This is a genomic window from Cupriavidus sp. YR651, from assembly GCF_900101625.1.
Classification (GTDB): domain Bacteria; phylum Pseudomonadota; class Gammaproteobacteria; order Burkholderiales; family Burkholderiaceae; genus Cupriavidus.
This window is the reverse complement of record NZ_FMYZ01000017.1, coordinates 44,996-68,853: the sequence shown is the minus strand read 5'-3', so window position 1 is coordinate 68,853 and position 23,858 is coordinate 44,996. Positions and strand designations below refer to the sequence as shown.

General features: G+C 59.9%; 23 protein-coding genes. 10 read left to right on the top strand and 13 right to left on the bottom strand.

The genetic code is table 11. The annotated features are described in order from the left end of the window. The first annotated feature begins 55 nt into the window (after window positions 1-55). The 3 genes from BLR29_RS28495 (at window position 56) to BLR29_RS28485 (ending at window position 1,920) form a co-directional block, all read left to right on the top strand. A complete protein-coding gene (locus tag BLR29_RS28495; protein WP_092142339.1) occupies window positions 56-319 on the top strand; it encodes a hypothetical protein in 264 nt (87 codons plus the stop codon). A 197-nt stretch (window positions 320-516) separates the two neighbouring features. After that, complete coding sequence (locus BLR29_RS28490; protein ID WP_176861083.1) at window positions 517-1,008, top strand: DUF4010 domain-containing protein; 492 nt, start codon at window positions 517-519, stop codon at window positions 1,006-1,008. 72 nt (window positions 1,009-1,080) lie between these two features. After that, a complete protein-coding gene (locus BLR29_RS28485; RefSeq protein ID WP_092142333.1) occupies window positions 1,081-1,920 on the top strand; it encodes a universal stress protein in 840 nt (279 codons plus the stop codon). 36 nt (window positions 1,921-1,956) lie between these two features. Here the strand turns inward: BLR29_RS28485 and BLR29_RS28480 are convergent, their stop codons facing one another. The 3 genes from BLR29_RS28480 to BLR29_RS28470 all read right to left on the bottom strand — a co-directional run bounded on the left by BLR29_RS28480 (window position 1,957) and on the right by BLR29_RS28470 (window position 3,609). After that, on the bottom strand, window positions 1,957-2,124 hold the full coding sequence (locus tag BLR29_RS28480) for a hypothetical protein (protein ID WP_255371484.1): 168 nt from the start codon (window positions 2,122-2,124) through the stop codon (window positions 1,957-1,959). A 520-nt stretch (window positions 2,125-2,644) separates the two neighbouring features. Further along, window positions 2,645-3,088, bottom strand: coding sequence for a universal stress protein (locus BLR29_RS28475; protein WP_092142421.1), 444 nt, complete (start codon window positions 3,086-3,088; stop codon window positions 2,645-2,647). An 89-nt stretch (window positions 3,089-3,177) separates the two neighbouring features. Beyond that, the gene (locus BLR29_RS28470; RefSeq protein WP_092142327.1) at window positions 3,178-3,609 is read right to left on the bottom strand and encodes a universal stress protein; all 432 of its coding nucleotides are present in this window, start codon (window positions 3,607-3,609) and stop codon (window positions 3,178-3,180) included. 794 nt (window positions 3,610-4,403) lie between these two features. On the opposite strand from BLR29_RS28470, the gene BLR29_RS28465 reads away from it, so the two are divergent. Beyond that, the gene (locus BLR29_RS28465; RefSeq protein WP_092142324.1) at window positions 4,404-4,760 is read left to right on the top strand and encodes a hypothetical protein; all 357 of its coding nucleotides are present in this window, start codon (window positions 4,404-4,406) and stop codon (window positions 4,758-4,760) included. A 339-nt stretch (window positions 4,761-5,099) separates the two neighbouring features. On the opposite strand, the gene BLR29_RS28460 is transcribed toward BLR29_RS28465, so the two are convergent. Next, entirely contained in the window at window positions 5,100-6,524 is a 1,425-nt protein-coding gene (locus BLR29_RS28460; RefSeq protein ID WP_092142321.1) for a DUF2252 domain-containing protein, read from the bottom strand. Window positions 6,525-6,620: 96 nt separating this feature from the next. Next, the gene (locus BLR29_RS28455; protein WP_092142318.1) at window positions 6,621-8,384 is read right to left on the bottom strand and encodes a SulP family inorganic anion transporter; all 1,764 of its coding nucleotides are present in this window, start codon (window positions 8,382-8,384) and stop codon (window positions 6,621-6,623) included. 678 nt (window positions 8,385-9,062) lie between these two features. Here BLR29_RS28455 and BLR29_RS28450 point away from each other — a divergent pair. After that, entirely contained in the window at window positions 9,063-9,527 is a 465-nt protein-coding gene (locus BLR29_RS28450) for a hypothetical protein (protein WP_143018552.1), read from the top strand. Between the two features lie 210 nt (window positions 9,528-9,737). On the opposite strand, the gene BLR29_RS28445 is transcribed toward BLR29_RS28450, so the two are convergent. From BLR29_RS28445 to BLR29_RS32190, 3 genes are all read right to left on the bottom strand, one after another. Then, window positions 9,738-11,270 carry a CYTH and CHAD domain-containing protein gene (locus BLR29_RS28445; protein ID WP_092142312.1) on the bottom strand — a complete coding sequence of 511 codons (1,533 nt, stop codon included), beginning with the start codon at window positions 11,268-11,270 and terminating at the stop codon, window positions 9,738-9,740. A 259-nt stretch (window positions 11,271-11,529) separates the two neighbouring features. Next, complete coding sequence (locus tag BLR29_RS28440; RefSeq protein ID WP_255371483.1) at window positions 11,530-12,771, bottom strand: hypothetical protein; 1,242 nt, start codon at window positions 12,769-12,771, stop codon at window positions 11,530-11,532. Between the two features lie 72 nt (window positions 12,772-12,843). Further along, complete coding sequence (locus tag BLR29_RS32190; RefSeq protein ID WP_143018551.1) at window positions 12,844-13,092, bottom strand: hypothetical protein; 249 nt, start codon at window positions 13,090-13,092, stop codon at window positions 12,844-12,846. Window positions 13,093-14,103: 1,011 nt separating this feature from the next. Here BLR29_RS32190 and BLR29_RS28435 point away from each other — a divergent pair. Then, window positions 14,104-14,604 (top strand): universal stress protein, encoded by a 501-nt coding sequence (locus BLR29_RS28435; RefSeq protein ID WP_369804730.1) that lies wholly within the window; start codon window positions 14,104-14,106, stop codon window positions 14,602-14,604. Window positions 14,605-14,826: 222 nt separating this feature from the next. Here the strand turns inward: BLR29_RS28435 and BLR29_RS28430 are convergent, their stop codons facing one another. Both BLR29_RS28430 and BLR29_RS28425 read right to left on the bottom strand, forming a co-directional pair. Continuing rightward, window positions 14,827-15,159, bottom strand: a complete 333-nt coding sequence (locus BLR29_RS28430; protein ID WP_092142307.1) for a hypothetical protein — start codon at window positions 15,157-15,159, stop codon at window positions 14,827-14,829. Window positions 15,160-15,360: 201 nt separating this feature from the next. Further along, on the bottom strand, window positions 15,361-16,005 hold the full coding sequence (locus tag BLR29_RS28425; protein WP_092142304.1) for a BON domain-containing protein: 645 nt from the start codon (window positions 16,003-16,005) through the stop codon (window positions 15,361-15,363). A gap of 360 nt (window positions 16,006-16,365) precedes the next feature. Here BLR29_RS28425 and BLR29_RS32185 point away from each other — a divergent pair, with 360 nt between their 5' ends. Both BLR29_RS32185 and phaZ read left to right on the top strand, forming a co-directional pair. Further along, window positions 16,366-16,623 (top strand): DUF883 family protein, encoded by a 258-nt coding sequence (locus BLR29_RS32185; protein WP_143018550.1) that lies wholly within the window; start codon window positions 16,366-16,368, stop codon window positions 16,621-16,623. A 310-nt stretch (window positions 16,624-16,933) separates the two neighbouring features. Then, entirely contained in the window at window positions 16,934-18,247 is a 1,314-nt protein-coding gene (phaZ, locus tag BLR29_RS28415) for a polyhydroxyalkanoate depolymerase (RefSeq protein WP_092142298.1), read from the top strand. Window positions 18,248-18,373: 126 nt separating this feature from the next. On the opposite strand, the gene BLR29_RS28410 is transcribed toward phaZ, so the two are convergent. The 3 genes from BLR29_RS28410 to BLR29_RS28400 are packed head-to-tail and all read right to left on the bottom strand — an operon-like array spanning window position 18,374 to window position 21,374. After that, complete coding sequence (locus tag BLR29_RS28410; protein ID WP_255371482.1) at window positions 18,374-20,131, bottom strand: PHA/PHB synthase family protein; 1,758 nt, start codon at window positions 20,129-20,131, stop codon at window positions 18,374-18,376. Further along, the gene (phbB, locus tag BLR29_RS28405; protein WP_092142292.1) at window positions 20,128-20,883 is read right to left on the bottom strand and encodes an acetoacetyl-CoA reductase; all 756 of its coding nucleotides are present in this window, start codon (window positions 20,881-20,883) and stop codon (window positions 20,128-20,130) included. Before phbB ends, BLR29_RS28410 begins: the two co-directional genes overlap by 4 nt. 29 nt (window positions 20,884-20,912) lie before the next feature. Next, a complete protein-coding gene (locus BLR29_RS28400) occupies window positions 20,913-21,374 on the bottom strand; it encodes a hypothetical protein (RefSeq protein ID WP_092142289.1) in 462 nt (153 codons plus the stop codon). 207 nt (window positions 21,375-21,581) lie between these two features. Here BLR29_RS28400 and BLR29_RS28395 point away from each other — a divergent pair, with 207 nt between their 5' ends. Continuing rightward, complete coding sequence (locus BLR29_RS28395; RefSeq protein WP_092142286.1) at window positions 21,582-22,112, top strand: flavodoxin family protein; 531 nt, start codon at window positions 21,582-21,584, stop codon at window positions 22,110-22,112. Between the two features lie 924 nt (window positions 22,113-23,036). After that, window positions 23,037-23,459, top strand: coding sequence for an Hsp20/alpha crystallin family protein (locus tag BLR29_RS28390; protein ID WP_092142283.1), 423 nt, complete (start codon window positions 23,037-23,039; stop codon window positions 23,457-23,459). The last annotated feature ends 399 nt before the right edge of the window (window positions 23,460-23,858 follow it).

Genomic DNA, 23,858 nt, shown 5'->3' with positions numbered 1-23,858 from the left:
ACCAGTTCCCAAAGCCGGCTGGAAGTGGAATGCTCCCGCGTGCTGGCGGGCAGACTTGTTTCAGGCGTACAAGGTGCTGCGGCGGGTACCCGCTGCCGGTGGGCCGGGGGAGCGGAATGGGCTGTCTGAAGTGCCCATCTATCTGAACAATCCGACGGCGATCGATACCGCACAGATCTTTGTGCTGCATCCTGAGGAGTTACGTATCGATCGCGCGATTTGCGCGGCAGTCAGCACGATGGCGATACCGGTGGAGAATGCAGAGGAATTGATGGGCACTGAATTATGTGGGCGGCTCGTCGATCATCCTCGCCGGTAGCGGGAAGGCCACCGACGCGTTGCGCCAGCGCCAATGAACGGGGACGCGGCTGGAGTGTCTCTATGCGGGAGTACCGGGTAACTCATAACCCGGTCTAGACAGGGGCGAGCAAGGGCACCGCTGGCCGCGGCACTCTTCTCCAGCTTGGCCACATTCGTACAGATGATGCTCGTGCTGGCGGCAACCAGTATTGCCGCGTGGCGAGCGCTGGCCTTGCCTCTGTTGACCGGGCTCTTGGTCACGCTGGCGTCTGCGATTTTCTGGCTCTGGCGTTGCTTAAGGGCTTAAGGGAGCCCGCACAGAAGACACCGGCATCCCACGCGTCAAAGCTGTTCGACTGGCGCGCGGCAGGCATCTTCGCGACACTCGTGGCGACTTTGCGGCTCGTCGGTGCGGTGATCGAGGTATGGCTTGGCGAGGCGGCGCTGATTGCCATTAGCGCGGGCGCTGAGCTCGCCGATGCACATGCGGTGGCGACATCGGTGGGCGCACTCCTGGCCACCGGAAGACTAGAGGCCGGCGCGGCGGCCATGCCGGTGCTAGCGGGCTTGTCCACCAACGCCGTGGCCAAAATTGGGGCCGCCCGCGCAGGCGGCTCACCATGGTTCGCTGGCCAGGTTGGCATTGGCTTGTTGGCGGCGATGGCTGCGGCGTGGCTTACAGCGCTTGGGCTGCCTGGCATCCCCTGAAGCGCACGCAGTCCAAAATGACCGCACAGATTGATTTGGAGACAGTTTTCGACTATCTGAGGGGGCCCAATCATGGACATCTCTGTCATCCTGGTCCACATGGACTCCAGCCAAAGGGTCTACCAGCGGCTGCATCTGGCCAGCCAACTCGCGCTGGAATGCCGGGCCACATTGGTAGGGCTGCTGGCAGTGGGGATGGCGGAAGCCGGGCCAAAGCAACTGCTTGGCAATGAGGCCCGTTATGTGGCAGCGTGCCAGCACCGGCAGGCACGCTCCAGCGAGTACGCATGGCACGCCTTCAACGCTGCCACCGAGTCACTGGACATTGCCACTGAGTGGCTGGCGCCGAACCTAGCCGACGGGGCGACTTTGCAGGCCGAGGCGCACCGCGCGGACTTGGTGGTGATCGGACAGGAGGATCCCGAGGACGAACACGCGTATTCTAGGCGCCATTTCGTGGAATCTACGCTGGCGCGGTGTGGGCGTCCGATCCTCGTCGTGCCTCACGCCGGTTGGTTCCCAACCGTAGGCAGGCGAGCGCTCGTGGCCTGGAATGGCAGCCACCAATCGGCCCGCGCACTTCGCGATGCGCTGCCGCTGCTGCAGCGGGCCGATACCGTCGACATCGTCACCTATGCCCGTCCTCATGTTATCCGGGATCCTTGGTGTTCGCCGCCGCAATATGCGCGAGATTGGCTCGCCAGGCACGGCGTGCAGGCCAGGCACGATGAGCGGATGGTCCGTAAGGACGAAGACGTGGCGCAGTTGCTCCTCTCGGCCGCGGCGGACCAGAATGCCGATCTGCTGGTGGCGGGTGCATACAGTCGGGGCCGCATGCGCGAGATGGTGCTTGGAGGGACGACGCAGGCACTGCTGCACACCATGACTGTGCCAACATTGTTTTCCTGCTAGCGCCCGACGTGGTTGCGCTGTGGCTCGCGGGTAGGGCTAGTAACCCCGACCAATCGAACGGAGCAAGCGCTCGCCCGCCATGGTGATCTGTATCGCGTTGCGCTCGGCGGTCTGAGCAAAACGGACCAGTTGGCGTTCGACCAAGGCGCCGATATCGGCCGGATCCAGTTCTCCGTGCCGCTCCGAGTTGCTCAGAATCAGCAACGCCGCGATTTCGTGAGGACTTAGCATCTCCGTTTGCTCCGTAGCGTATCAGGCGGCGCAGACACGTACAGGCCATTGTGGCCGATCGCTGAATCTCATAGTCTGTTGAATGACTATACTCGCGCCGCTCGCGGCTACGATGACCAAGGCGGGTCGGGTTGATCAATGTCAATTTGATGCAGTGCGACGTTCGCCAGCCAATTGCGTTGGGACGATTCACGGGGGCGGGCGCGACAGCGCACGTGGGGGGACAGGCACCGTCACGTTTTGGGATGGGAGGTCGGCAGCTTAGGCTTCGCGCTCGGAACGCACGGGCAATACGCGCTGGTGGTCGCCACGTGCGCGCAAGCGAGATGGCTTCGTCGCGATACCAGAAAATACGCGTACACGCGGGTATCGTCCGGCAGTGCGTGCCGCCCAGGCTATTGTCGGATGTGCCGAAGGCGACACTCGTGAAAGTCGCTGTGCGAGGACGCCAAAAAATGGGTCAAGTCCTGACCGTTCCAAGAGGTTACAGATTTCAGGCACGAACCAGCAATACCGGGAGTTTGGTATGGTGGACCAGTCCTTCGGCGACACTACCTAGCAGTAGCCGATGCATACCATGGCGACCGTGAGTTCCAATGACCAACAGCTCCGCGCAGCCTTCTTGCGCGGCTTGCTCGACAACGGTGGAGATATCTCCCATCGCCGCTGGCTCGTCAATCAGGCGCGTCGTACAAGGAATGTCTTGTGCTTCCACCAGGTCGCATGCTGCTTTCAACAATGCTTCGCCGTCTGCCCTCAGCGCCGTGTGCAATTCATCCGTGCCAATAAAGAGTGGGTTACATTTCAAGTAGCTGTTATCGATGACGTGCACAACGGCAATCTCGCTGCCGCACGCCATGGCTATCTGAACGGCCTCTGCGAGCGCCAGATCGGCATTCTTACTGCCATCGACTGCAACCATGATCTTGCCGTACATCACAAATCCCCCTGCCTCCCCGAAGGAGTCTGTTTCTTTCGGACACGCATGGATTGCAGCCCACGCCGCCATCCGCGCGGCCCGCAGGCTCACGCCTCATGCGGAGCCTTGACAAGCATGACTGGCACTTTGCATTGGCGTACAAGCGCTTCAGCCACGCTGCCCATTAGCAGCCTGGTCACGCCACGACGTCCATGAGTACCGATTACAACAAGTTGAGCGTGGCTGTCTTCCACGACTTGCCGAATCTGGTTAGCAACGTCGCCGAGCGCCAGAATATTGTCGACCATGACGACGTGGCAGCGCACATTCCTAGATTCAGCCTGCGCCTGTGCAGCCGCCAGCAGTTCTTGCCCCTTTCTGACCAAGCCTGCCCGCACTTCTGCTTGTTCGTAGCCGCTGTCAATTACGTGAACGAGCTCCAGCACCGCGTTACAGGGGCCGGCGATACCGATTGCTTCTTCCAGGGCCTGATCGCTGCAGTGGCTGCCATCAATCGCTACTAGGATCCTTGTGTACATGTGCCACCTCCCAACTGCCGGACATGGGTGCCCCCTTGAGTGGTTCAGCGCCGGCGATATGAATCAATGGTAGGAGCTGAAACTAGCGTACCTTTGATGCATGTCAACCTACCCGAACTGAATCAGGTCGGCTGTCACCCCGCGAACGAAGCCCAGGCGGCACCCTCTTGGTTTCCCGATCGACGCGATCGGCGTTCCCATTGCGGGCGCCAGCGGGCAGCTTGCCTGGGTCGGGCGTGAACGTGTCGTCCGCCGTGTCGCGGCTACGCTTTGTTGGCAACACGCCGAACGCGGTGCGCAATATCTTGGAAGGCCTCGGTCTCATCGTCCCTATTGCCATCGTTGGGATCAACTGATGCCGCCCTGGCATCGCAGTTGACCGGTGAGGTACGCGCTGTACATCTTCCTTGCCGGGTCATCTGCGCGACATTGCCACCGTTCATCGTGTGGGCCATCGGCCCTGATGGGCGGCGTGGCCGGGGCGCGGTCTCATTCCGGATCTGCGCGCGATGCCGCGAAGGAGATCGGAAGCGCTGTGCCACGGCTTTCCGGTGGATTATGCGATTTCAGGCGTGTTCTTGGCTGCGTTCGGTTTGATGTCGAGAAGATCGGACCGGCGGCTATGGACGGAACGCCCAACAAAATAGGACCGTGTCGTGAGGCTTGAATTTCCGCAGAACGGTCTCACGTCATGTCTGGAATGCGCCAACTCGGTTAACCAGCCAGGGTATTCCGTCAGCTATCTCCGCAAGGTTGTGTGCCGGCGCCGCGCGACCTCGATCTGTGAGGCCATCATGCTCAAGAAGACCATTCCAACCCTGATCATTGCCGCGCCGGCAGCATTCGGTGTGACACGGGCAGCCAATGCACAGAAGAACTATACGGACGGCGGCGACCTGTACGGTGGCAGCCACGCCACGAAGAAGGTATTGCCAAACTCCGGAGCTGCTAAGTCCGGGAAGTTCGATCCCTACACGGATGGCAGAAGGCAATCGACCCGCTTCAACCTCAACGCTTCCGATAAGCGCTTCGATCCGCATTCTGAAGGAGCGAAATCCGGACAATTCGACCCGTACACAGATGGGGCAAAGGCCGGGAAGTTCGATCCCTATACCGATGGAGCAAAGGCGTCGTCTGGCAAGGCACAGTGAGATCTCATCAAGGAAAATGGCCCGCTTTTCTGGGCTATTTGCCCTTGACGGCGCCGGCACGGTCTGCGCCGTAAGCAGCATTCCCATGGGGTCACAGCAGATCTGATCGCGATGGCGGAGAACAGGCCCCGCGACGCATCCAAACCACACGTGGGCAGCGTTCTCCGTGGTGTTACGGTGCTAGCAATCTGCCACCGCATGGCCACGGACGTGCTCTAGCTCCACGCTGAAGCAGCCGTAGTCAGCGGTCGCCGGCGGGAACGCCATTTCCGCATCGCCGATGCTTTTCATGGTGACCGGCGAGGCGACCGGCACGGCTGTGCCGCACGGGCACACGGCTCAAGTCTCTTCTGACTTCGCCTCAATACGTCCCTCGCGAACCGCTGCCACGAATGTGCGGAAGTCGCTGCGGTTTTGTGAGCAGTACTCTGTCGCGAATTCGCAGATCGCATCATCAAAGGTCTGGCCGGAACCCATGTAGCCAGCAATCGTGGCGGCGTCGCCCGATCGCGCGTGTGCGCGGGCAAGGGCGTGTGCGCACATGCGCGCGTATTGCCTGAGCATACCGCTATCCCAATCCTCGATCACGGCAGAGAGCTTCATGTCGCGCAGTTGACGCACATAGAAGTCGCGTCCGTTTGCACCGCGCGTCCACCCCAGGAATACATCGCTGGCCGCCTGCATGAGACGCTGTCCGGCGATGACGCGCTGACCATGGTTGGCATGCAGACTCTTGCCCGCGTAGGGCTCGAGCACCGAAGCGCGGGCTTCCTTTACCTGCAGGAACAGTGGATCATTGTCGGCGGCGAGAAACAGTCCGACGCCACACATGGTTCCGACGCTGCCGACGCCAACGACTTTGATGGCTAGGTCAAAGAAATGGAAGCGGTCAAACAGAATGCGGACATGCTCCGCAAGACTGTCGCGGTAGCTCGCTATAGAATCGGCATAGGCCGATGTGAGGCCGGGCGCGAGATCTTCAGACGGGTGGAAAATGAGCGGCGGCTCGTCCTTGATCCTCGGCTTTTCCCCCTCTTCCGAAACCAGCCTGGGGTAGAGATGGTCCGGGACCGTCTTACGCCTTTCGGCCTCGATCCGCTGCGCAAGGCGTTTGCGGGCGGTAGCGACGATTTCCGGGTCGCCACTGCGGTCTTCGTACTTCTGAAGGTCGATTCGGTCATACCAGACGTCGAGGGCGCGCATCCACCCGTAGTTGAACATACGCTCGCGGTATTCACGCACGAGGTCAGTCACCACGCGGGCAGCTTCGCTCTTCGGCAAGGCAAGATGCTCGGCGGCAATTGCCACGCTGGCTGCAAGACGCTTGAGATCCCACTCGAACGGTGCTGGCAATGTCTCGTCGAGGTCGTTGATGTCGAAGATGATGTTGCGTTCTGGGGTGGCGAAACCCCCGAAATTCATCAGATGAGCGTCTCCGCACGCCTGCACGCGAATCCCGCTGGAGGGCGTGGTGGCAAGATCGGCGGCCATGAGCGAGGCGGACCCGCGGTAGAAGGCAAACGGCGATGCGGCCATCCGGCTGTATCGGATCGGGACCAACTCCAGAATCCTCCCGGCGTTGGATTCGTTCAGCAGTTCAACCGGGTCCTGGCGGTCGTCCCGCGGCTGCCAGCCGGATTGTGAGCTGCGGGGCACCGCATCGCGCAGCGACCGCCCTTGGGCGGCGCGTTCGTCGGCAGTTAGGTAGGACGTGGTCTGCTGTGGGGCAGTAGCCAGGTTCCTGGGCTTTTCCGGTTTATTCATGGCGTCTTCCTTCTGTCAGGCTGCCTCCGCCGGAGACAGATTGAGGGGGGCTCGGTGTGGACCGGCTTCGGGAGGGTGCTATGGTATTAATGTGTACTACGCGTCCGCCGGCGCCGTCGTACTGTCGAGTTCTGGAGCCGCCGTGCCGGATGTCCTAAACGCGTCGACCACGTCCGCGACCGAGATATGGCGTCCGATGGGGCCCACACGCTCCTCGAGTTCCTCTGCCCGTAACATGTCCCTCACACCAGCATGCGCGGCCACGAGGCGCATACTGATCCCGGCGGCTTGCAGTTCCTTGTACAGCGTCGCGAGCATGCGGGCGCCAGCCAGATCAACCATTGGAGAGACGGATAGATCGCAGACCACCAGCCGAGGCGGCAGAGTGGAGCCGTGGATCTTCTGCCACACGAGCGAACGCACGTGTTCGACGTTGAAATACAGCAGTGATGATTCCGCACGGAAGATGAGCACCTGCGGGACGACTTCGTTGTCGGGGTTGCGTTCCAGGTCCGAAAAGATGCGCGTCCCAGGAATGCGTCCAAGGAATGCGACATGCGGGTGAGCGGCGCGGCGGATGATCATCAGCATGGACACGAGCACCGCAACAATGACGCCTTTCAGGATCCCCAGCAGCAGGACAGCGGCAAACGCGACCATGCACACGATGAACTCGAATCGGCTCACGCGCCATACATGGCGCAGTTCGGGTATATCGACCAGACCCTTGACCGCGACCAGCACGATGGCGGCCAGCACCACGTTCGGAAGATTGGCCAGCAGGCCCGTCAGGAACATCAGGCACAGGGCAATCGTTGCGGAAGCGAATACCAGGGCCAGTGGCGTTCTGGCTCCCGCTTTGTCGTTTACCGAGGACTGCGACAACCCGCCGGCTACCGGATACCCATGGAACAGGCCTGCGGCCAGGTTCGCCGCGCCAAGCCCGAGCAGTTCCTGACGCGCATCGACCTCTTCTCCATGCGTTTGTGCAAGGGCGCGTGCCGCCGAGACGCTCTCGACGTACGACAGCAGGAGGCAGGCAAAAGCAAGAGGAATGACACCGTCCACATCGCGTGGCCGCAGGCCTGGCCAGTGGAGTTCGGGTAGGCCTTGTGGCAGCGCGCCAACGACCTTAAAGCCCAGACCCCCCAGTGGCGTCAGCGACAGCAGCATGATCGAAGCTACGGCGACGAGCAAAGCTACCGGCCGCCCTGGCAGGAACTTCTCGCCGAGGAGCAGCACGGCAATCGCCGCTAGGCCAAAGCCGAACACCGCGAGGTCGGTCTGCGGCACCTGCTGCGCAAGGATGACTATCCGCTCGAAGAAAAATTCTCCGCCGCCCTTGACACCGAACAGCTTCGGCAATTGTGTCAACGCGATCGTCAGCGCTGCTCCGGCCTTAAACCCTAGAAGGATTGTTTCGCTGATGAAATTGACCAGCGAGCTCAGCCGGAAGAGCCATGCCAGGACGCACATGGCAGCAACAAGAACTGCTGTCAGTGCCGCGATGGATGCCCAGCGGCCCGGGTCCCCCTGCGCCATGCCTGCGATGGTGACACCAACCAGCATCGAAATCGCCGAAGTGGGCCCGATTGCAAGCTGGCGTGAGGAGCCAAACAACGCGTAGGCCAGTCCACCGGCCAGATAGCAGTAGATACCATACTGCGGGGGCACGCCTGCCAGCGACGCATACGCGAGCGAAACCGGAATGCCATATGCCGCCAGCGTAACGCCGGCAACGGCATCATGTGCCAGCCACTGCCGCTGGTAATGAAGCAGCCACTGTGCAGGAGGGAACTTCCGCCAGTTGGCCCGTACGACAGTACCATCCTGTGTGTCCGGCAGAGAAGAGTCTTCCATCGCGGTACCTCCATCATCCTGGGATATCGCCGCCAGGACACAGCTTGCGAAGAGCCCCTCAAGCGGACACTGGCATTGCCCGGATCACTGGGCTGCAGGAGCAGCGGCGACGAGATCCGGCCGGCCTGGTCGCATCGTGACCGCCGGCAGCAATTTAAGGCTAGTGGCCACGCACGCGTCGAGGTTGATCCATATCAGCAAGGCGCAATTTTCAGAGTACTGCCTGCACTCGACGCAAGCATGACCTTGCACTGATACCCCCAGTAGACGCTGGGAGATCGCCGCAGGAGTCGACGGCACCCTCAACAAACTAATGGCCTCGACGCTGGGGGAGGTGAGCTTGCCACGAAAGCGCAGGGCATTCTGATCTCCCCAGCGCACTCGCGGGCGGCTTCGTTGTAGGGGCTGAATACGGCGAAGGTGCGCTGCATGTGGGGGGTAAATCGGTCGGCTACTAGCGGACGACCACGGCATCGTTCGGCTTGCAGGCTGGAGCTCAGTTCAAGACGCTCGTTCTGATGTTCCTGACGCTGGATCGGGGCCTCGCCGCGTATTGCGTCATTGATCCATAGCAAGGAGCGGGCGGGAACACCGGCTAGGCTGAAAAGCGCGGCCCGAGTCGTCTGACCTTTGACGGCCGCGTGTTTGATTGTGATATGACGATAGAGGGAGTGTTGGATGCGGACATTCATTGCGGCTTGCTGCCTGATGCCGTCTGCCAGCGTGCTGGCAACTACCAGTGTGCCAATGGCCACCGCCCAAAGCGCGCTGCAACTCAGGCAGCTCAATGATATCTCCTACGTTACCGGAGGGATTGGCAGCGATGAAGCTGCCGCCATGCGTCAAGTGGCAAGGCAGTTCAATGTCCGCATCCATTTCGTGGACAGCTCGGACAGTAGCGCCTTGTCGGACGTCACGGTAACGCTGTTCAATGCACGGCGCGAGATCGTGTTGCTCGTGCTCAGCGAAGGGCCCTACCTGTACATGAACCTGCCACGTGGCAACTACCGGGCCGTGGTAAGGTATGGTGGGATACTTGTGAGTCGAAGTATTACCGTGAAAGGGGACAGCGCCGGCGTCGATCTTCTGCTGCGCCTCCCGACGGTTCCAGTCGGAAGCGATGGGTTGATCACCGGTAGGTGAGTGGTCGCTGCCCAGCTAGCCCGAGTCCTGGACAGCGTCCTGAGGCCAACTCGATCGTATCGTTGCGCTTCGCGATTCGGAAGCGTGCGACGCCGTAGGCCAGCGCTACTGCGTGGTGGCCATAGTGAAGATTTCAACGCCATGAACAGGGCTTCCGCGCTCTGCGGTTTGCTGGCGCGCAATATGGCTTGAATCGTCCCGACCGGCATTCTAGTGCGGCCGTGCGGCGCGTCGGAACTGCTTCCAAAGACGCTTTTGGTTATGGCGATCGTCCGCGACGCGTGCTGCCAGAAAGCCGCGCGCATAGCTGGCACCGCTGGCAGCCTTGCTGTGGTGTCGCTGAAGATGGTCCAGCAACTTGTCTGCCATGGCCATATCGTTGCCCCATCCCAAATCGTCCTGCAATCTGGCCAGCACGCTACGGTATTGTTTCAGCGTCTTTCGTTCGAAAAGGGTTGCGAAGAATTCCGTCGCGTAACGCAGCTTTTTCGCCGCGATACGCGCCCGGTGCCGGTGTGGCGCGTCAAGTTTGTGCAGGCCTTCGCCACGCTGCACGAGCTTGCGGTGACGCTTGCGCAGCACGCTGGCAGCTAGCCCATGCGCGCGTCGGTCCAGTTGCTTTCGTTCTTCCGGAGCCGCAGCTTCGCGCCAAGGGGCTGCGGCGATCCAATCATCGAGCGCCAAAGTCAGCCGCGCGTATCGCGGCGAGCTCACCGCGCGCGCGGCATCTTCGCGACGAGCCCTGGCGATGTGTGCGGCAGCCAGTATGGTGCGCTTCATGTCTTCTTGCTGCTGTTCGGTAGCCCTTACCTGTGGCAGCGTGGAATGCGCCAGCACCTCCCAGTCGCGCGACTTTCCCAACTCGTCGGCGATCCACTTCAATTCGCCCTGCAGCGCGGCGGGTAGGTCGACCACAGAAGCGAACATGGCAAGTGCGGAGCGAAGCCTGCGCAGCCCAACACGCATCTGATGCACGCTTTCTGGCGATTGCCCCGCCGCGACGTATGGCGCATTGGCGTGCACCTGAGCCAGGCAGTTTTGGACGATCTTGCAGAAGGCGTCATTTACTGTGTCCTTCTTCGTGAGCGCGATACGCTTTGCCGTCACCGCGGATTGCTTCTCGCACACCAGCAAGTCGTAGCCCCGGTCGCTCTTGCTGCGCAAGCTCAGGCTCAATGGCACCCTCTCGATGAGGTCGAGAGCAACCTTTCCCAAATGACGGGGCTCGCCACGCTTGAGCTCCAATTCGAGTTCGGTGAACACTTCGTCGTGCTCTGCGGCCGTGATACTGCCGGTGTCCAGTGCGAGTTCAATCTCGTCTCCACCGCTGGGCTTCAATTGCCAGACCATGCGGGAAACCGTGGTGCGGAATACTGGCGTCAGTTGCGATGCCAAGGAAGGTTCCTTCAATAACTGCGCCAGCGGGGAGGACTTGGGCACAATGGCCAGCAAAGCGTCGAGGTCGGGCTGCGCATCAGGCAGCGCTGTCTCATACTCTTCGCGTTCATAGAATCCACCGCGCCGTTCACCAGACGACTTGAGCGTCTGTATATAGCGATCGCCAATGCGACGAATCCGCAGTGACGCGTCGCTGTGCCGCAACAAAAGGTCCGGCGTATCGAAATATTCGCTCTCCAGACGCTCCTCATGGGGCGGCTCCACTTGCATGTTGCGCAGCAAGGTCAATTGACGAATTGCCGACGCCTGATCCGATGCTAGTTCGAATTTCAATTCCCTCTCCATGACGAATTCCTATCTTCGGGCTGCATGAGGCGACGGGCTTGCGATACGCGATGATTGCTCATAGACGGATAAAAATTGCGAGATGCTGTCATTCGGCCAACAAGCTTGGTGTGGGTAGACCGCCGACAACTTCCTGTGAAGTCGTCATGAGCATTATCGCTGGTGCATTTTTGGATATCTTAGGAGTGTCCTGGAATTGGATGGTAAGGGACGGGGCGTATCAGCTTCATTCTCACTCGCCGTAGATTGGAATCATCACCTAAAATAGGAGCCCGAATAAGTGCTTTAACAGTTCTTCAAGGGGCATCATGGTCAGTGCCAGCGGCACAACTGGAATGAGAACTGCCGCCGCAAGTTGCAGGATGGCATCCCTAGTAATTGGTGCTATACGCATGCCGCGCACCACTTCGAAACTATTTCCAAGATCGGCAAGTGACTGAATGTCACTGCTCCCTACCAAAGGTTCCTCCGCTGATACGCCACCACGCAGCCATTTAGTATCGAATTCGCGAACATAACGTTCCGCCAGCGTGCCATATTCGTTTAGGCCTTTGCGTTTGGCCTGGGCGAGTTGAGGCGCAAATACCAACAGCGGGCCAAAAACGACAGCCAACAGAAAAATTACCATCACGGTAATTTCGATCTTGAATTCTGGCAGGGCCGCGCCGAGGAAGAGAATGCGGTTGCCGAGGTTTGCGGCGAGCATTACACCATGCGCTACAAGAAGAAGTGTGAAGGCATGAGCCGTGTTGGAAAGAAATCCGAGACCACCGACGCGATCCGGGTGCGTCGGGATGACACTCAACTTGATTCGAGATACCTTCCAGAGAAATCGCATCCAGATAAACAGCCGGAAATACCAGCGAATCAACAGAAATTGGAAAATCGGGAGGCTGACGTAGCCGTACCAGATGCCCGCCAGCGAGAGTCTCGAGTTGCCCGCCAAGGGCGTCGCATACCATGTCGCCGCCTGGAGGGCGGTATAGTGACGCCAGACGACCAAGACGCCGACGCCATACACCAGGATGACCAACAGCGCTTCGGCAAGTACCGAGTTACGCAGCCGGAGTGCCGCGCCAAGTGCGGCATCAAACTGATCCATGGCGGTCTCTGGAACCAGATTCCGCTCCAGGAATGCCTGCCCGATACCACGCAGGCGCTGGTGCACTACTAGCTCCGCAGCAATCAGCAATGGAACTGCCGCAAGAAAGCGGAGATGGACCTCTATGTCCATCAAGAATGGCACCGTCCGGTCCTTGCCCAACAAGGTTCCTTCAAAGGCGCAGAGAACCAGAAGCGGAAGCCACGCAAACATAGAGATGACAACGATGCGTTGACGCATCTGGAGCAACGCGTCGTCGGACAAATGTGTCCGACGCAAGAGCTGATAGAGGGGCCCGCCCAGAACCAGCGAAAAATTCTGCCGATTTCGCGTAGCGTCCTCGCCAGACGTAGGAACGAGATGCATTCGCTTGAATCCGAAAATCGGGATGTTACCCATGTCGGTTCACCAATCCTTCGAGACTCAGTCTCAAATACTGCATGGCAGCGTCATGCCGCCACAGTGTGTGCGCTAAGGCACAACCGCGTAGCAGCAGGCGGCCGACACCGCGCAGGCATGGTGTTCAATTTCATTGATATCAGCGCTGTGATAGCGTCCCTTGATCAGGAGCAACCTTTGGATCGCGAGGGGCGTCGTCAGTGACGAGGAAGAAACGGCTTGGATTGCCAGAATCCTCGGGTAAGGCGCTTCCAGAGACGTGCAGACCTTGTAACGTAGCCGCGCAAAGGCGCGGGCTTCCGCCAGCCACTTCAACTTCAACGGGCGCTCTTCAACGGTCTGGCCATGGCGGCAAGCAAGGTTCTATTGCAGCGGGGCATTTCGGCGACACAAGGCTATCAAAACTCGACTTGCAGACTGCAATGATTGCAGAAGGCCCTCTACCATACAAAGCGAAAGTCCCTGGTAGGGGTACGTGATGCTCGCTGATCGGTTCGAGGCACACTACCAATTGAATTCCGGCGCATCGCGTTGCTGACGGTGTCGAGACACGACTGGCTCGGCTCTATCTGGCGAAGAAACGGGGATGCCAGTTGCCCTGTGAGAGCCGACGTCCTCCTGGGAGGATGCATTCTGTGCATGGTTTGGTCCTTCTGGTCTTGCCGTAGCCGTATACCTGCCGTTTGCGAAGGATGCAGACATCGCAACAACGTTACGTTGTATTCCGCATCGGATTGTGCGTGAATTTACGCAGGCCACTGCCTTGAATACCAAAAAACGCTGCGGAGGGGTCTTACGGCTGCTCGCAGCGACGCCGGCGACGGCGCCTGCAGCCGCACCGGTCCAGGATGTCCATCGGCAATGGTCGCAGCAATAAATTCTAGTTTTCCGACGAATTTCCCCTATATGTTGCCTTGACGGCTAGTTAAGACCATTTCAAACCAAATCGTATCGAAGATCGTGGAGTATCACCAAATCGATGGCTTCGTGCACCGAATCCAGCGCTTGGAGCTTCACAACTAGACGCCGCCTCGTGATTTTCCGCATGCCGCGTGGGAACGAGGATGCACCACAACGGGAATTTCGAATGTAAGGGGCTGGACTTCGGAGGGCCAGCGCGGCTTCCGAAGTGGTTTAGCCGGCGCATTGCTCTGCGTGAATACCATCGCTCCTATGAACAGTGGCCGCGCTGTGAGCCAAGGCAAGCGCGTCAGCGAGTTCTAGTCTTCAAGCTGGCCGCAGTGCCTCATCTCGTGCCATATACTCGCCTAGATACTGGTCTTTCAATTTGAAAATTCTTATAAGCATTTTGGGCGGCCTGCTGAGGCGAGAATGTCCGTCTCGCGTTTGCGCCCAAGCAGGACGAATATCATGTACAAACACGTTCTTGTTGCCGTTGATGGGAGCGCGGGCTCGCACCGCGCATTAACAGAGGCTATCAGACTAGCCTCGGCGTGCGGTGCCCACCTAGAAATCCTTCATGTCATCGACTATACGTTTCTTCAGTACGAAACCGCATATGGCGTCAGGGCGGACTTATGCCCAAAATTGCTATCCGCGGGGCAATGCATCTTGCAGGACGCCGCCTACATCGCGGAGAAATCTGGCCTGGACCACTCGGAGAAGCTCATTGACGACCTTCTCAGCATGGGTGACGTCGCTCGGCAGGTGAATGAGTATGTTGAAACTTGTCGGGCAGGCGTCGTGGTCGTCGGGACTCACGGTCGCCGCGGGATAAGGCGCCTGCTGTTGGGCAGCGTAGCGGAAACCCTAGCAAGGGCGTGCCTAGTACCAGTGCTTCTGGTACGCGATGTTTCAAATGAAGGCGGCTAGGGTCGTTGCCTACCGAAGAATCGTTGGGCTTGCTAGTAAGGAGGCACATTATTCCCCAATTCGCTTCCGGTCCTAGTGTGTGCGCATATCGCATGACTCTAAGGCTCCGACAGTTTCCGGAAAGTAGCCACTGGGCGCACTAAGCACGGCCCATCTGCCAGTAAGGTACGCGCGATCTCTCACCACATGTAGCAGCCCTTCGACGCTGCTGCCCATAGGCGTCTATTTTTTGTTCCGGCCGTCTGTATACGGGTCGAATTTCCCGGCCTTCGCCACGTCATCTGGTTGCGGACGCTCATCTGGAAACTTCTGCGCTGGAGCAAGATTGCCCTTTGTCCGTGCGCCTTCCGTATATGGATCGAACTTTCCTGTTCGGCTTGCACCCTGATCTTTCACTTGTTTCGCGGGCGCCTGCTTCCCCTTTGTCGCGCTGTGTGCGCCGCCGTAGAGGTCGCCACCATCCGTGTAGTTCTTTTGCGCTCCGGCGGACGTGGAAAAGAGCGTCACGACTAAGGCGGACGCAGCCGCGGCGTTGATAACGAGCTTCCGGTTCATTCGATGCTCCTTATGGAAAGCGATGTCCTTATCTAGGATAGAAAAACCTAGCGTTGTCCCCTTGATACACATCAAGACGGTTAGAACTGGCAGACTGATGCTCGGGCGAATGGAAGCGCAATGCACCCGTCTGGCTTTTGATCTGTTGCAGAGTGTCCGCACGGTGCAGACGCCGCAGTCGGTGCCAGATTTGACTAGGCATCAGCGAATCTTAAGATTATTGATGACCTGGGAAACGCCTGGTGCGGACCACGCAGCACCGGCGGCGGCATGGCGCTCCTCAATCGAGTCCACAAATCCGCCAAGCGTGACGATGCCGCCTTCGGCTTTCACTTCAATATGGTGAGCCTCCCGCTCCGCGTGGCGGCGCAATGCAGCCTCGATCTTGTTCGCGACGTCATGGGGCTCAAGCTGCGGCCGTACCGCAATCCCGTTGGTCACACCCTTGACGCCACGCAGATGGGCGACCGCTCGTTCGGCGGCATGGCGCTGATAGCCCCACTCGACGTCCCCTGCCAACGAGACCCAACCGTCCTCGACGCGGATCTTGATCGCATCATCTGGTACATGGACATACCATTGCATTGCAGCACGCGCGGCCATCGCTAGGGTTTCGTCGGTTTGCCCGTGCTGCTCGCCAACGTGCAGTTCCAGCACAGTCCCCTTAACTCCCGCGACGCGCTCCGCAGCGAGCCCGGCGGCGACCTTCTCAAGATAGGTCTTGACGTGCCCGCTCAACGTGACGATGCCATCGTTCACTTCTACACCGATGCCCGCTGCGTGAATCGACGGATCCCATGTCAGCTCATCGCTAACTTCTTTCTTGAGTTGCAGATCGGTTTTCACATTTCTCCTAGCGTTGAATTTCAACGGATTGCGCCGGTGGCCCGTGGAACAGGGGCCTGGCATTAATAGGATGTATCCGGAATCAATCTAGGAGACGTGACGCGGCACACATTGACACTGCGCAAATCTTTCAACGGAAGGGCTCCGGTTGACGATGAGCCGGACATCCGCGCTGAGTAGCCTTCACCAGACACCGCACGCTTGCGACTCACCTTGGGACAACAAGAGGTAACTGGAGGTGAGTCCGAGGCTTGCGGACGCTTTGTCCTCGATCAAGGCTCGTGGGTGCGGTCCTTCTATATTCGGCTAGTGGCCTCGCGACTCGCGGGCTGACGTGACCTCATTTGAGGGGCAGAAATCATGAACGACACCAGGGCCGAGGCCATAAAGCACAGAAAGGTCCTACGTGGGGATGTGGACGTGCTGCTCACCGATATCCAGGCGCTCTTGCGCGACGTACCAGGAGAAGCGAATGAGGGCCCCGGCCGCGCCCGTGGAGACCTGACCGGCCGTGTTCAGGAGTTGCGAGCCCGTCTCTCTGCCCTTTGCCAGGAAGGCGAGGCCGGAGTCGAGCCGTGGGTGGATTCCACAGACCGCTATGCCCATGAGCATCCGTGAAAGTGCATGGGCACCGCCGGGCGATGGTAGCGGTCGTGAGCGCCATTGTGGCGCTTTCCGCACGACAGCGCTAGATTCTCGGTGCCCGCGGCGTCATCCCACCATTACCCTACACATGGCGCACTACACGTCCGCATTTGGTCTCACACTTGACATCGGTCTTCGGTCAGTCTGCTTGCATGGCGTCCGTCCTCATCATGACCATGGAGATCGACAATTGGCGCGTCTGGTGAAAAGCAGGGTCGGTCCCGAGCACTCAAGATGATGGAATTTCATCCTCTGCCTGCCAACCTCAATTAGCGAGACGCGAATGAATACCAGGAGAACCGAGCCCAGCGACGCGAAGGAGAACCGCTTCGCACCAGTTGCTTTGCAGTGGTGCTGGCCCTTAATTTTGTCGCCGGGCGTCGCCGAGGCCGTGCGCCGCACTCAGTTTGCGCAAGCCTACGAGATCTTTCAGGCGTCCAGGCGTCTGCTCGGCACGCCCCCCTTCGCGATCGCATCGATACGGCAGCACGGGAGATCCGTGCCCGTCCGCACCACCGTGGTGGCGCAAACGCCGTTCTGCCGGTTGCTCCGCTTTGCTGCTTGCCCGTGCGCGGACGCCGCGGCGCGTCCTAGACTATTGTTGTGCGCCCCGCAGGCCGGGCATCATGCCACGATGATGCGGGCCGCCATCCGGTCCCTGCTAGACGATTCGGACGTCTATGTGACGGATTGGATCGATGCACAAGACATTCCGCGAGAATGCGGTGCGTTCGGCTTAGGCGATCACGTCCAGACACTCGAACGCTTCATGACGAGCCTTGGCCCGACAACGCTCGACGTGTTGGCGGTCTGCCAAGCGACAGTGCCGGCGCTGGCAGCCGCAGCGCGCCTGGCGACCAGCGGCGGACCGGAGCTCCGCTCTCTCGTGCTGATGGGTGGGCCCATTGATGCAAGATGCAATCCGACAGTGCTAGGTCTTACGGCCAAAAAGCTATCTGCGGACTGGTTTGCGGCCTGCTGCACTGGACGGGTTCCGCGAGGCTATCCAGGGGAGGGTCGCATGGTGTATCCAGGATTCCTTCAGCTTTCCGCGCTTGCTGCCGGGCAGCCGACTCGGCAGGCGGGGGTCTTCGTTGAGGCAATGCGCAATATCTCGCTGTGGGATGCAGAGGCTGTCGCCGAGAGCATGATGGACGCGGTTGACTATTCGGCAACGATGGATCTCCCGGCCGAGTTCATTGGAGACACCATCGAGGTGGTATTTCGCCAGTTTCTGTTGCCGCGCGGGAAGTGGCACGTGGCGGGCGACCGCGTCCGGCCCGATAGCCTGCGTGCCACCCAACTACTAACCGTGGAAGGCGCCGAAGACAGGATCACAGGTGCGGAGCAGACGCACGCGGCGCATGCACTGTGCAGCCGGCTGCCGCCTTCGTGCCGTGGGCGAATCACCATTCCCGATTGCGATCACTACGGTTTGTTCAGCGGAAAAGCGTGGCACGCGCGCGTCTATCCTGAACTGCGGCGGAGGTTAGCTGCGTGGCGTGCGGCCGCTAATGCCGATGCCATTTCTATGGTGAACTATTCTCGGCACGCCGTGCCGCCCGGGAGGGCGACCGTGGCCACCGGATTGACCTGAGGCAGCGAGGAATCATGCCGTGCTTGCGGAGGCGTGCACGAGCACGACTGAGCAGCGCGCGTGCGCTTTAACTCCGCCTGCCACTGAGCCGATGCCGACCAGCGTTAGGGCATTAGTACATCGCGACTAGGTTTCCAGCACGTATTGGCCGGGTGCATCGGCAAGCGCGTTCACCTCAGGTGCCCGGGCTGGCCGCAGCTTGCCCGAGTTGGCGGCCAGCCATGCCTGCCAGAATGGCCACCAGGACCCTTCATGCTGCTCAGCCTCTGTCAGGTAGCGATCTGGGTCACGATAGGCTGCGCCAGGCGGGCGCGTCTGGACGCGAAAGCGGCGGCGCGGATGCCCCGGCTCGGAGACGATGCCGGCGTTATGACCGCCAGAGGTTAGCAGGAACGTCAGCGCGTTGCGTGTAAGCAGGTGCAGTTTGTATACGGATCGCCACGGTGAAACGTGATCATGCTCGGTGCCCACCATAAAGACGGGGATGTCGATGTCGGACAGTGCGACGGGCCGTCCCCCGAGGCAATAGTGGCCCTCCGCCAGCTCGTTATCCAGGAACAGGCGACGCAGCGTCTCCGTGTGCAGGCGGCATGGCAGCCGTGTGGTGTCCTGATTCCATGAAATTAGGTCGCTGGGCCGCGTACGTTCGCCCAGGAGATACTCGCCCATGATGCGTGACCACACTAAGTCACGCGCATTCAACATTTGGAACGCAGTCGCAAGTTGCGGCCCATCAAGGTACCCCTGCTTTCGCATCAGAGCCTCGAGCGTCGATAGAGCACTATCGTCGATGTAGAGGCCGAGCTCGCCAGGCTCCTCAAAATCGGTAGCGGTGGCAAAAAGCGTCATGCTGCGCAGAGGTACCCCACCGGCATCGCGTGCAAGCCGTGCCGCAGCGATGGCTAGCAACGTTCCGCCAAGGCAATAACCGGCGGCATGTACGCCACCCGCTCCGCATTGCGCGTGGACCACGTGTAAAGCGGTCATCAACCCGGATTCTAGATAGTCGTCTAGGCCCAATTCGTGCGCCTCAGCGCCCGGGTTTCTCCACGACATGATGTAAACAGTGTGACCATGCGCCACCAGATAGCGAACCATTGAGTCTTCGGGCTGCAAGTCGAGGATGTAGTATTTCATGATCCATGACGGCACAATAAGCAGCGGCTCTTCATGTACTTCAGCAGTTGTGGGCGTGTACTGAATAAGTTCGAACAACTTGTTGCGGAAGATGACTTTGCCAGGAGTAATTGCCACGTCGCGCCCTGGTACATAGGCGAGCGGTCGCTCTGCAACCGGCTCGTGACCAACCTCACCCGCAAGGTTGCGGCAGTCCTCCAACCAATGGCCAAGACCGCGTAGAAAATTTCCGCCCCGGGTCTTCACAGCTGCGTGGAGCACGGCCGGATTCATCCACCAGACATTACTGGGCGACCACGGGTCAAGCCATTGCCTGGCACAGAAGGCCGTCAGTCGCTGATGATGCGCGGACAATCCGTCGATGTCCGTCGTTAGCGCCTGCCACCACTGCTCGCATCGAAGAAAGTCATCGCGCCATGCACAGTGGGGCCATTGCTGCCAGTCCGGGGAGGCAAAGCGTGGGTCGCCGGCTACGGCAGGTCGGGCTGAGAATGGCGCAGGGGAGAACTGATCCGAAATGGTTTCCGCAAGCCAGCGTTCGCTGGTTTTCCAGTACTTGCCGGGGGAGACTGCCAGGTGGACTGACCAGTCCAGCAAGGCCAATGCGAGTGAAGCCGGTGAGATGCCGGCCGTGAATACCGCGAGCTCCGCGCGCAGGTGCCGGTCCCACTGAATTGGCAATGAGATCACCGCATCGTCGCCACATTCCCGAGCTGGTGCTGGGCTCATCGGATGGTCTCGTTTCATTGCATATGCTGACCGCCGTTGATCGCAATGTTGGCGCCCGTCACGAAGGCACCATCGTCGGAACATAGATAGGCGATCAACGCCGCGACCTCAGTGGCCTTGCCGAGCCGCCCGATCGGGATCTGTGGAAGAATCCGCTGCAAGATCACTTCCTCCGGCAGGCAATTGACCATTTTGGTGTCCAGATAGCCCGGCGACACTGTGTTAACGGTGACGCCTTTACTGGCTACCTCCAGCGCAAGCGACTTCGTGAAGCCGTGTATGCCGGCCTTCGCCGCCGCATAGTTCACCTGCCCGAATGCACCCTTGGAGGCGTTCACTGATGAGATATTGATGATCCTACCCCACCGGCGCTCCACCATCCCATCGCACAGGGGTTTCGTCATGTTAAATATGGAGTCGAGATCGCTACTCATGACCTCTCGCCACGCCGCCTGGGACATACGACGAAAAGTCATGTCGCGCGTGATACCGGCATTGTTGATAAGAACATCGACCGGGCCAACCTCCGCTAGCACTAGAGCCGCGCAACGCTGACAGGCATCGAAATCCGCCACGTCTACACTGTAGGCGGAAAACTCGCGCCCCGCGTCGCGCTCGCTCGTGAGCCATGCCGACACGTGGTCGTTGCGCGGCGAATGGGTGACGACCACGCGAAAACCGTCAGCGTGCAGACGCGCGGAGACTGCTTGCCCTAAGCCACCCATGCCGCCGGTGACCAGCGCGACGCGTTCATGACGAACATCATCCATGCCTTATCTCCCGAACGGGTTGCCGCTGCTCATACGGTGTGAGGCTTGGAAGCCGCGCCTTGCGAAGCCGCGGCAAGCTTGCCGAACTCTTCGAAGAAATCGTGCATCGATTTAGTCAGGGGTTGATATCCTTCGCCCAGCGCTAGGACATCCCGCTGTTGCCGGAGCCAGGACTCGGTGGCTTCGCGGCAATACTCGATCAGTGCGGCGCCGGCCTCGCCCGTCAACTTGCCATATTCGCGCGCGAGCGCGCCATTTCGTTCCAGTTGCTCGGCATAGAACTGTGCAGGCAAGCCATGAAACGCATTCCAGTCCTTGGCATGGCCGATGCGCGTGAGTGCGGAGTCGGCGCCGCGGATGTCGTCGTCAATGGCTCTTAGCTGTGCTTTCACGAACTGGCGCCGAGTTTCTTCCGCGAAGCTGGTGGTACGTAGGAAGGCTTCCAGAGCGTCATGGGAAAGCTGAAACAGGAAATCGGCTTGCGCCTGCATGATGTCTCTCCTGAGTAGAAGGCGATGAACTCGTACGACGGAACCGTCGGGCCATCGCCAGCAGTGTAGGAACGGCTGGCTCGGGGTCATTGATGCACATCAAGGGAGCCGCCATACCAGCCCCTAGACTTATCCTGCGCAGGGGAGCAGCCGCGCCTTGACGCGCCATGCCGTCGCGAGCGAAACCATCACGGAAGGGGGCAAGCCATGCCTGACAATGTCATCGTTTACTACTCTCGCACCGGTACCACGAGGCAAGTCGCCGAAGACCTGGCCAGCCGTACCGGCTGGCCGCTCGCCGAGATCCAGGACGTGCGAAGCAGAGCCGGGTTGTCCGGCGACCTCCGCTGCGTACTGGACAATCTGTTCCGACGCCGCCCCGCCTACCGTTACAACGGCCAGTCGCTCGCGACATGCAAGTCGGTCGTTGTGCTGGCACCCGTTTGGGTCGGCCACGTCGCCGCACCGTTGAGAAGCTTTCTCCACGATCAAGCGCCATTTCAGGGGCGGCTTGCCGCCGTATGTGTGATGGCCGCGCGGGGCGGCTTTAACGCGGCGGAGGAGATTGCGCAGGCGAGCGGCAAGTTACCCCAACCGACGCTGGTGGTCCTACAGCGTGATGTCGCTAGCGGTGCGGCGGCCCAAGAGTTATCCGGATTTGTGGAGAATCTGCTCCACGGCGCGGCGGAAGAGGGTGGCGCACCCCGGCGGGCCTGGCTTTCGCCGAACGAGGCATGAGGACGGCGGCGCATCAGGGGTTGTCACGCGGGCATTTCTTCTCGCAATAGAGCCATTCCTCTTCCAGCCCATTAGCGGGGACTTGAAATGCAATATCGACCGGGGCGCTGCCAGCGGTGAGACGTAGCGTGCGTACCTGGCCTTGATGTTTCGCGGTTATTACATATTGGCCAGGAGCGAGGTGCAAATAAAGTAGCGGCCCCTCGGTCAATATATGCAGCAACCGCTTGCCATCGGCGCCCGTCAGCCGGACGAGGACGTCAGAAAGGGACTCACCGGTCGTCGCGTTGACTAGGCTCAGACAGACATTGAAGCGGCCCGCCTGCGCTCGCAGGCTGTCAATCTCATCTTGCCCGATGCCGGCATATATAGGTAATGCCGTTCTGCGCGCGTGCTTCCGCAGCCTCGACGTGCTCGGCGGGTATCAGGATTCCAAAACATGCTGCCACGAGAACCCCGCGGAGCGCGGGCCTGATGCATGGACGGGCGGTCACGACGCCATAGCACCGACGCTCTCCGGGCATGCCTCCCGGAATTCCGGTGGTAGCCGGCCAGCATGACACTGCGCGCCCGTAGATCCCGCAGTGGCGCGAGTCTGTGTCGAAGAACACGATGGTCGCCCACCTGATGCGTACGGGAGGATGCTTCAACCACCGACACCAACTCAGTACGGAACAGGTGCGCGCGATTTCCGACGGTCATTTTGCGCATCCCCGCATCCGCGATGCGAGACGGCAATGCGCGGGGAAAGGGGCAATAACTGGTGAGTCATGCTCCACTCCCGCTGGCACGTTGCCAGACACCTCTCAAATGGGAATGCGCAGTCGTGCGCCCTTGATCCAGCGCAATGGCAGGCACTCCATACATGCCAGTATGAATCTACCTCGTGCAACGCGAGACGTTCCGTTCATCAAGGAGATCACAATGAGCAATATTCGTTTGTACGACCCGTTTGCGATAGAGCCGATTGGCGATATGCTTCACGGCATGCTGCGTGCACTACGCGGAAGCCCCGACACCGGCATCGCTTTCAAGGTCGACGTTACCGAGTCGGACAAGGACTACACCGTCGTTGCGGAGATTCCTGGCGCCAAGAAGGAGGACATCCAGGTATCTGTCGAGCGCGGCACGGTCATGATCTCGGCCAAAATCGAGAAGGCCAGTGAGGAAAAGGACGGCGAACGCGTGATTAGGCGCGAACGCTACAGCGGCATGATGCAGCGGGCCTTCACGCTCGATACAAACATCGACGAGAGCAAGGTTGACGCAAGTTACCAGAATGGCGTCCTACATCTGGTACTGCCAAAGAAGGAGGCCACGCCGCAGAAGTCCATCACCATCCGCTGAACGCGCGATAGGCGTGTCGCGCGGAATATGTGCCGCTGAGTACAAGACGGAGCGCCACCTAAGGAAGACGGCTTGACGCAGGTCAAGCCGTCAGTTCCGTGGGTCAGCGCGATTCTATCGAGGCCGTCGCGCATCATGTTGTCTTATATGACCGTATTTTCGCTTCAGCCCCTGATGCCGTGGCGATTCGGTACAGATAGGAAGATCGCGGGAATCCGGACCACGCTGCTTTATCCATTTTCGCTGTACACGGATAAAGCCTTCACGCTGAGGGAGCGGGATGGCGCCTGTAAGTAAATGCTGATCATCTTGCGGGACATGTGCAGCGTAAGTTTGGTTAGCAAATGGCTACGTGGAAGGACGGGTCGTCGCACACGTTATCCCGCCCCGCCAAGCGAT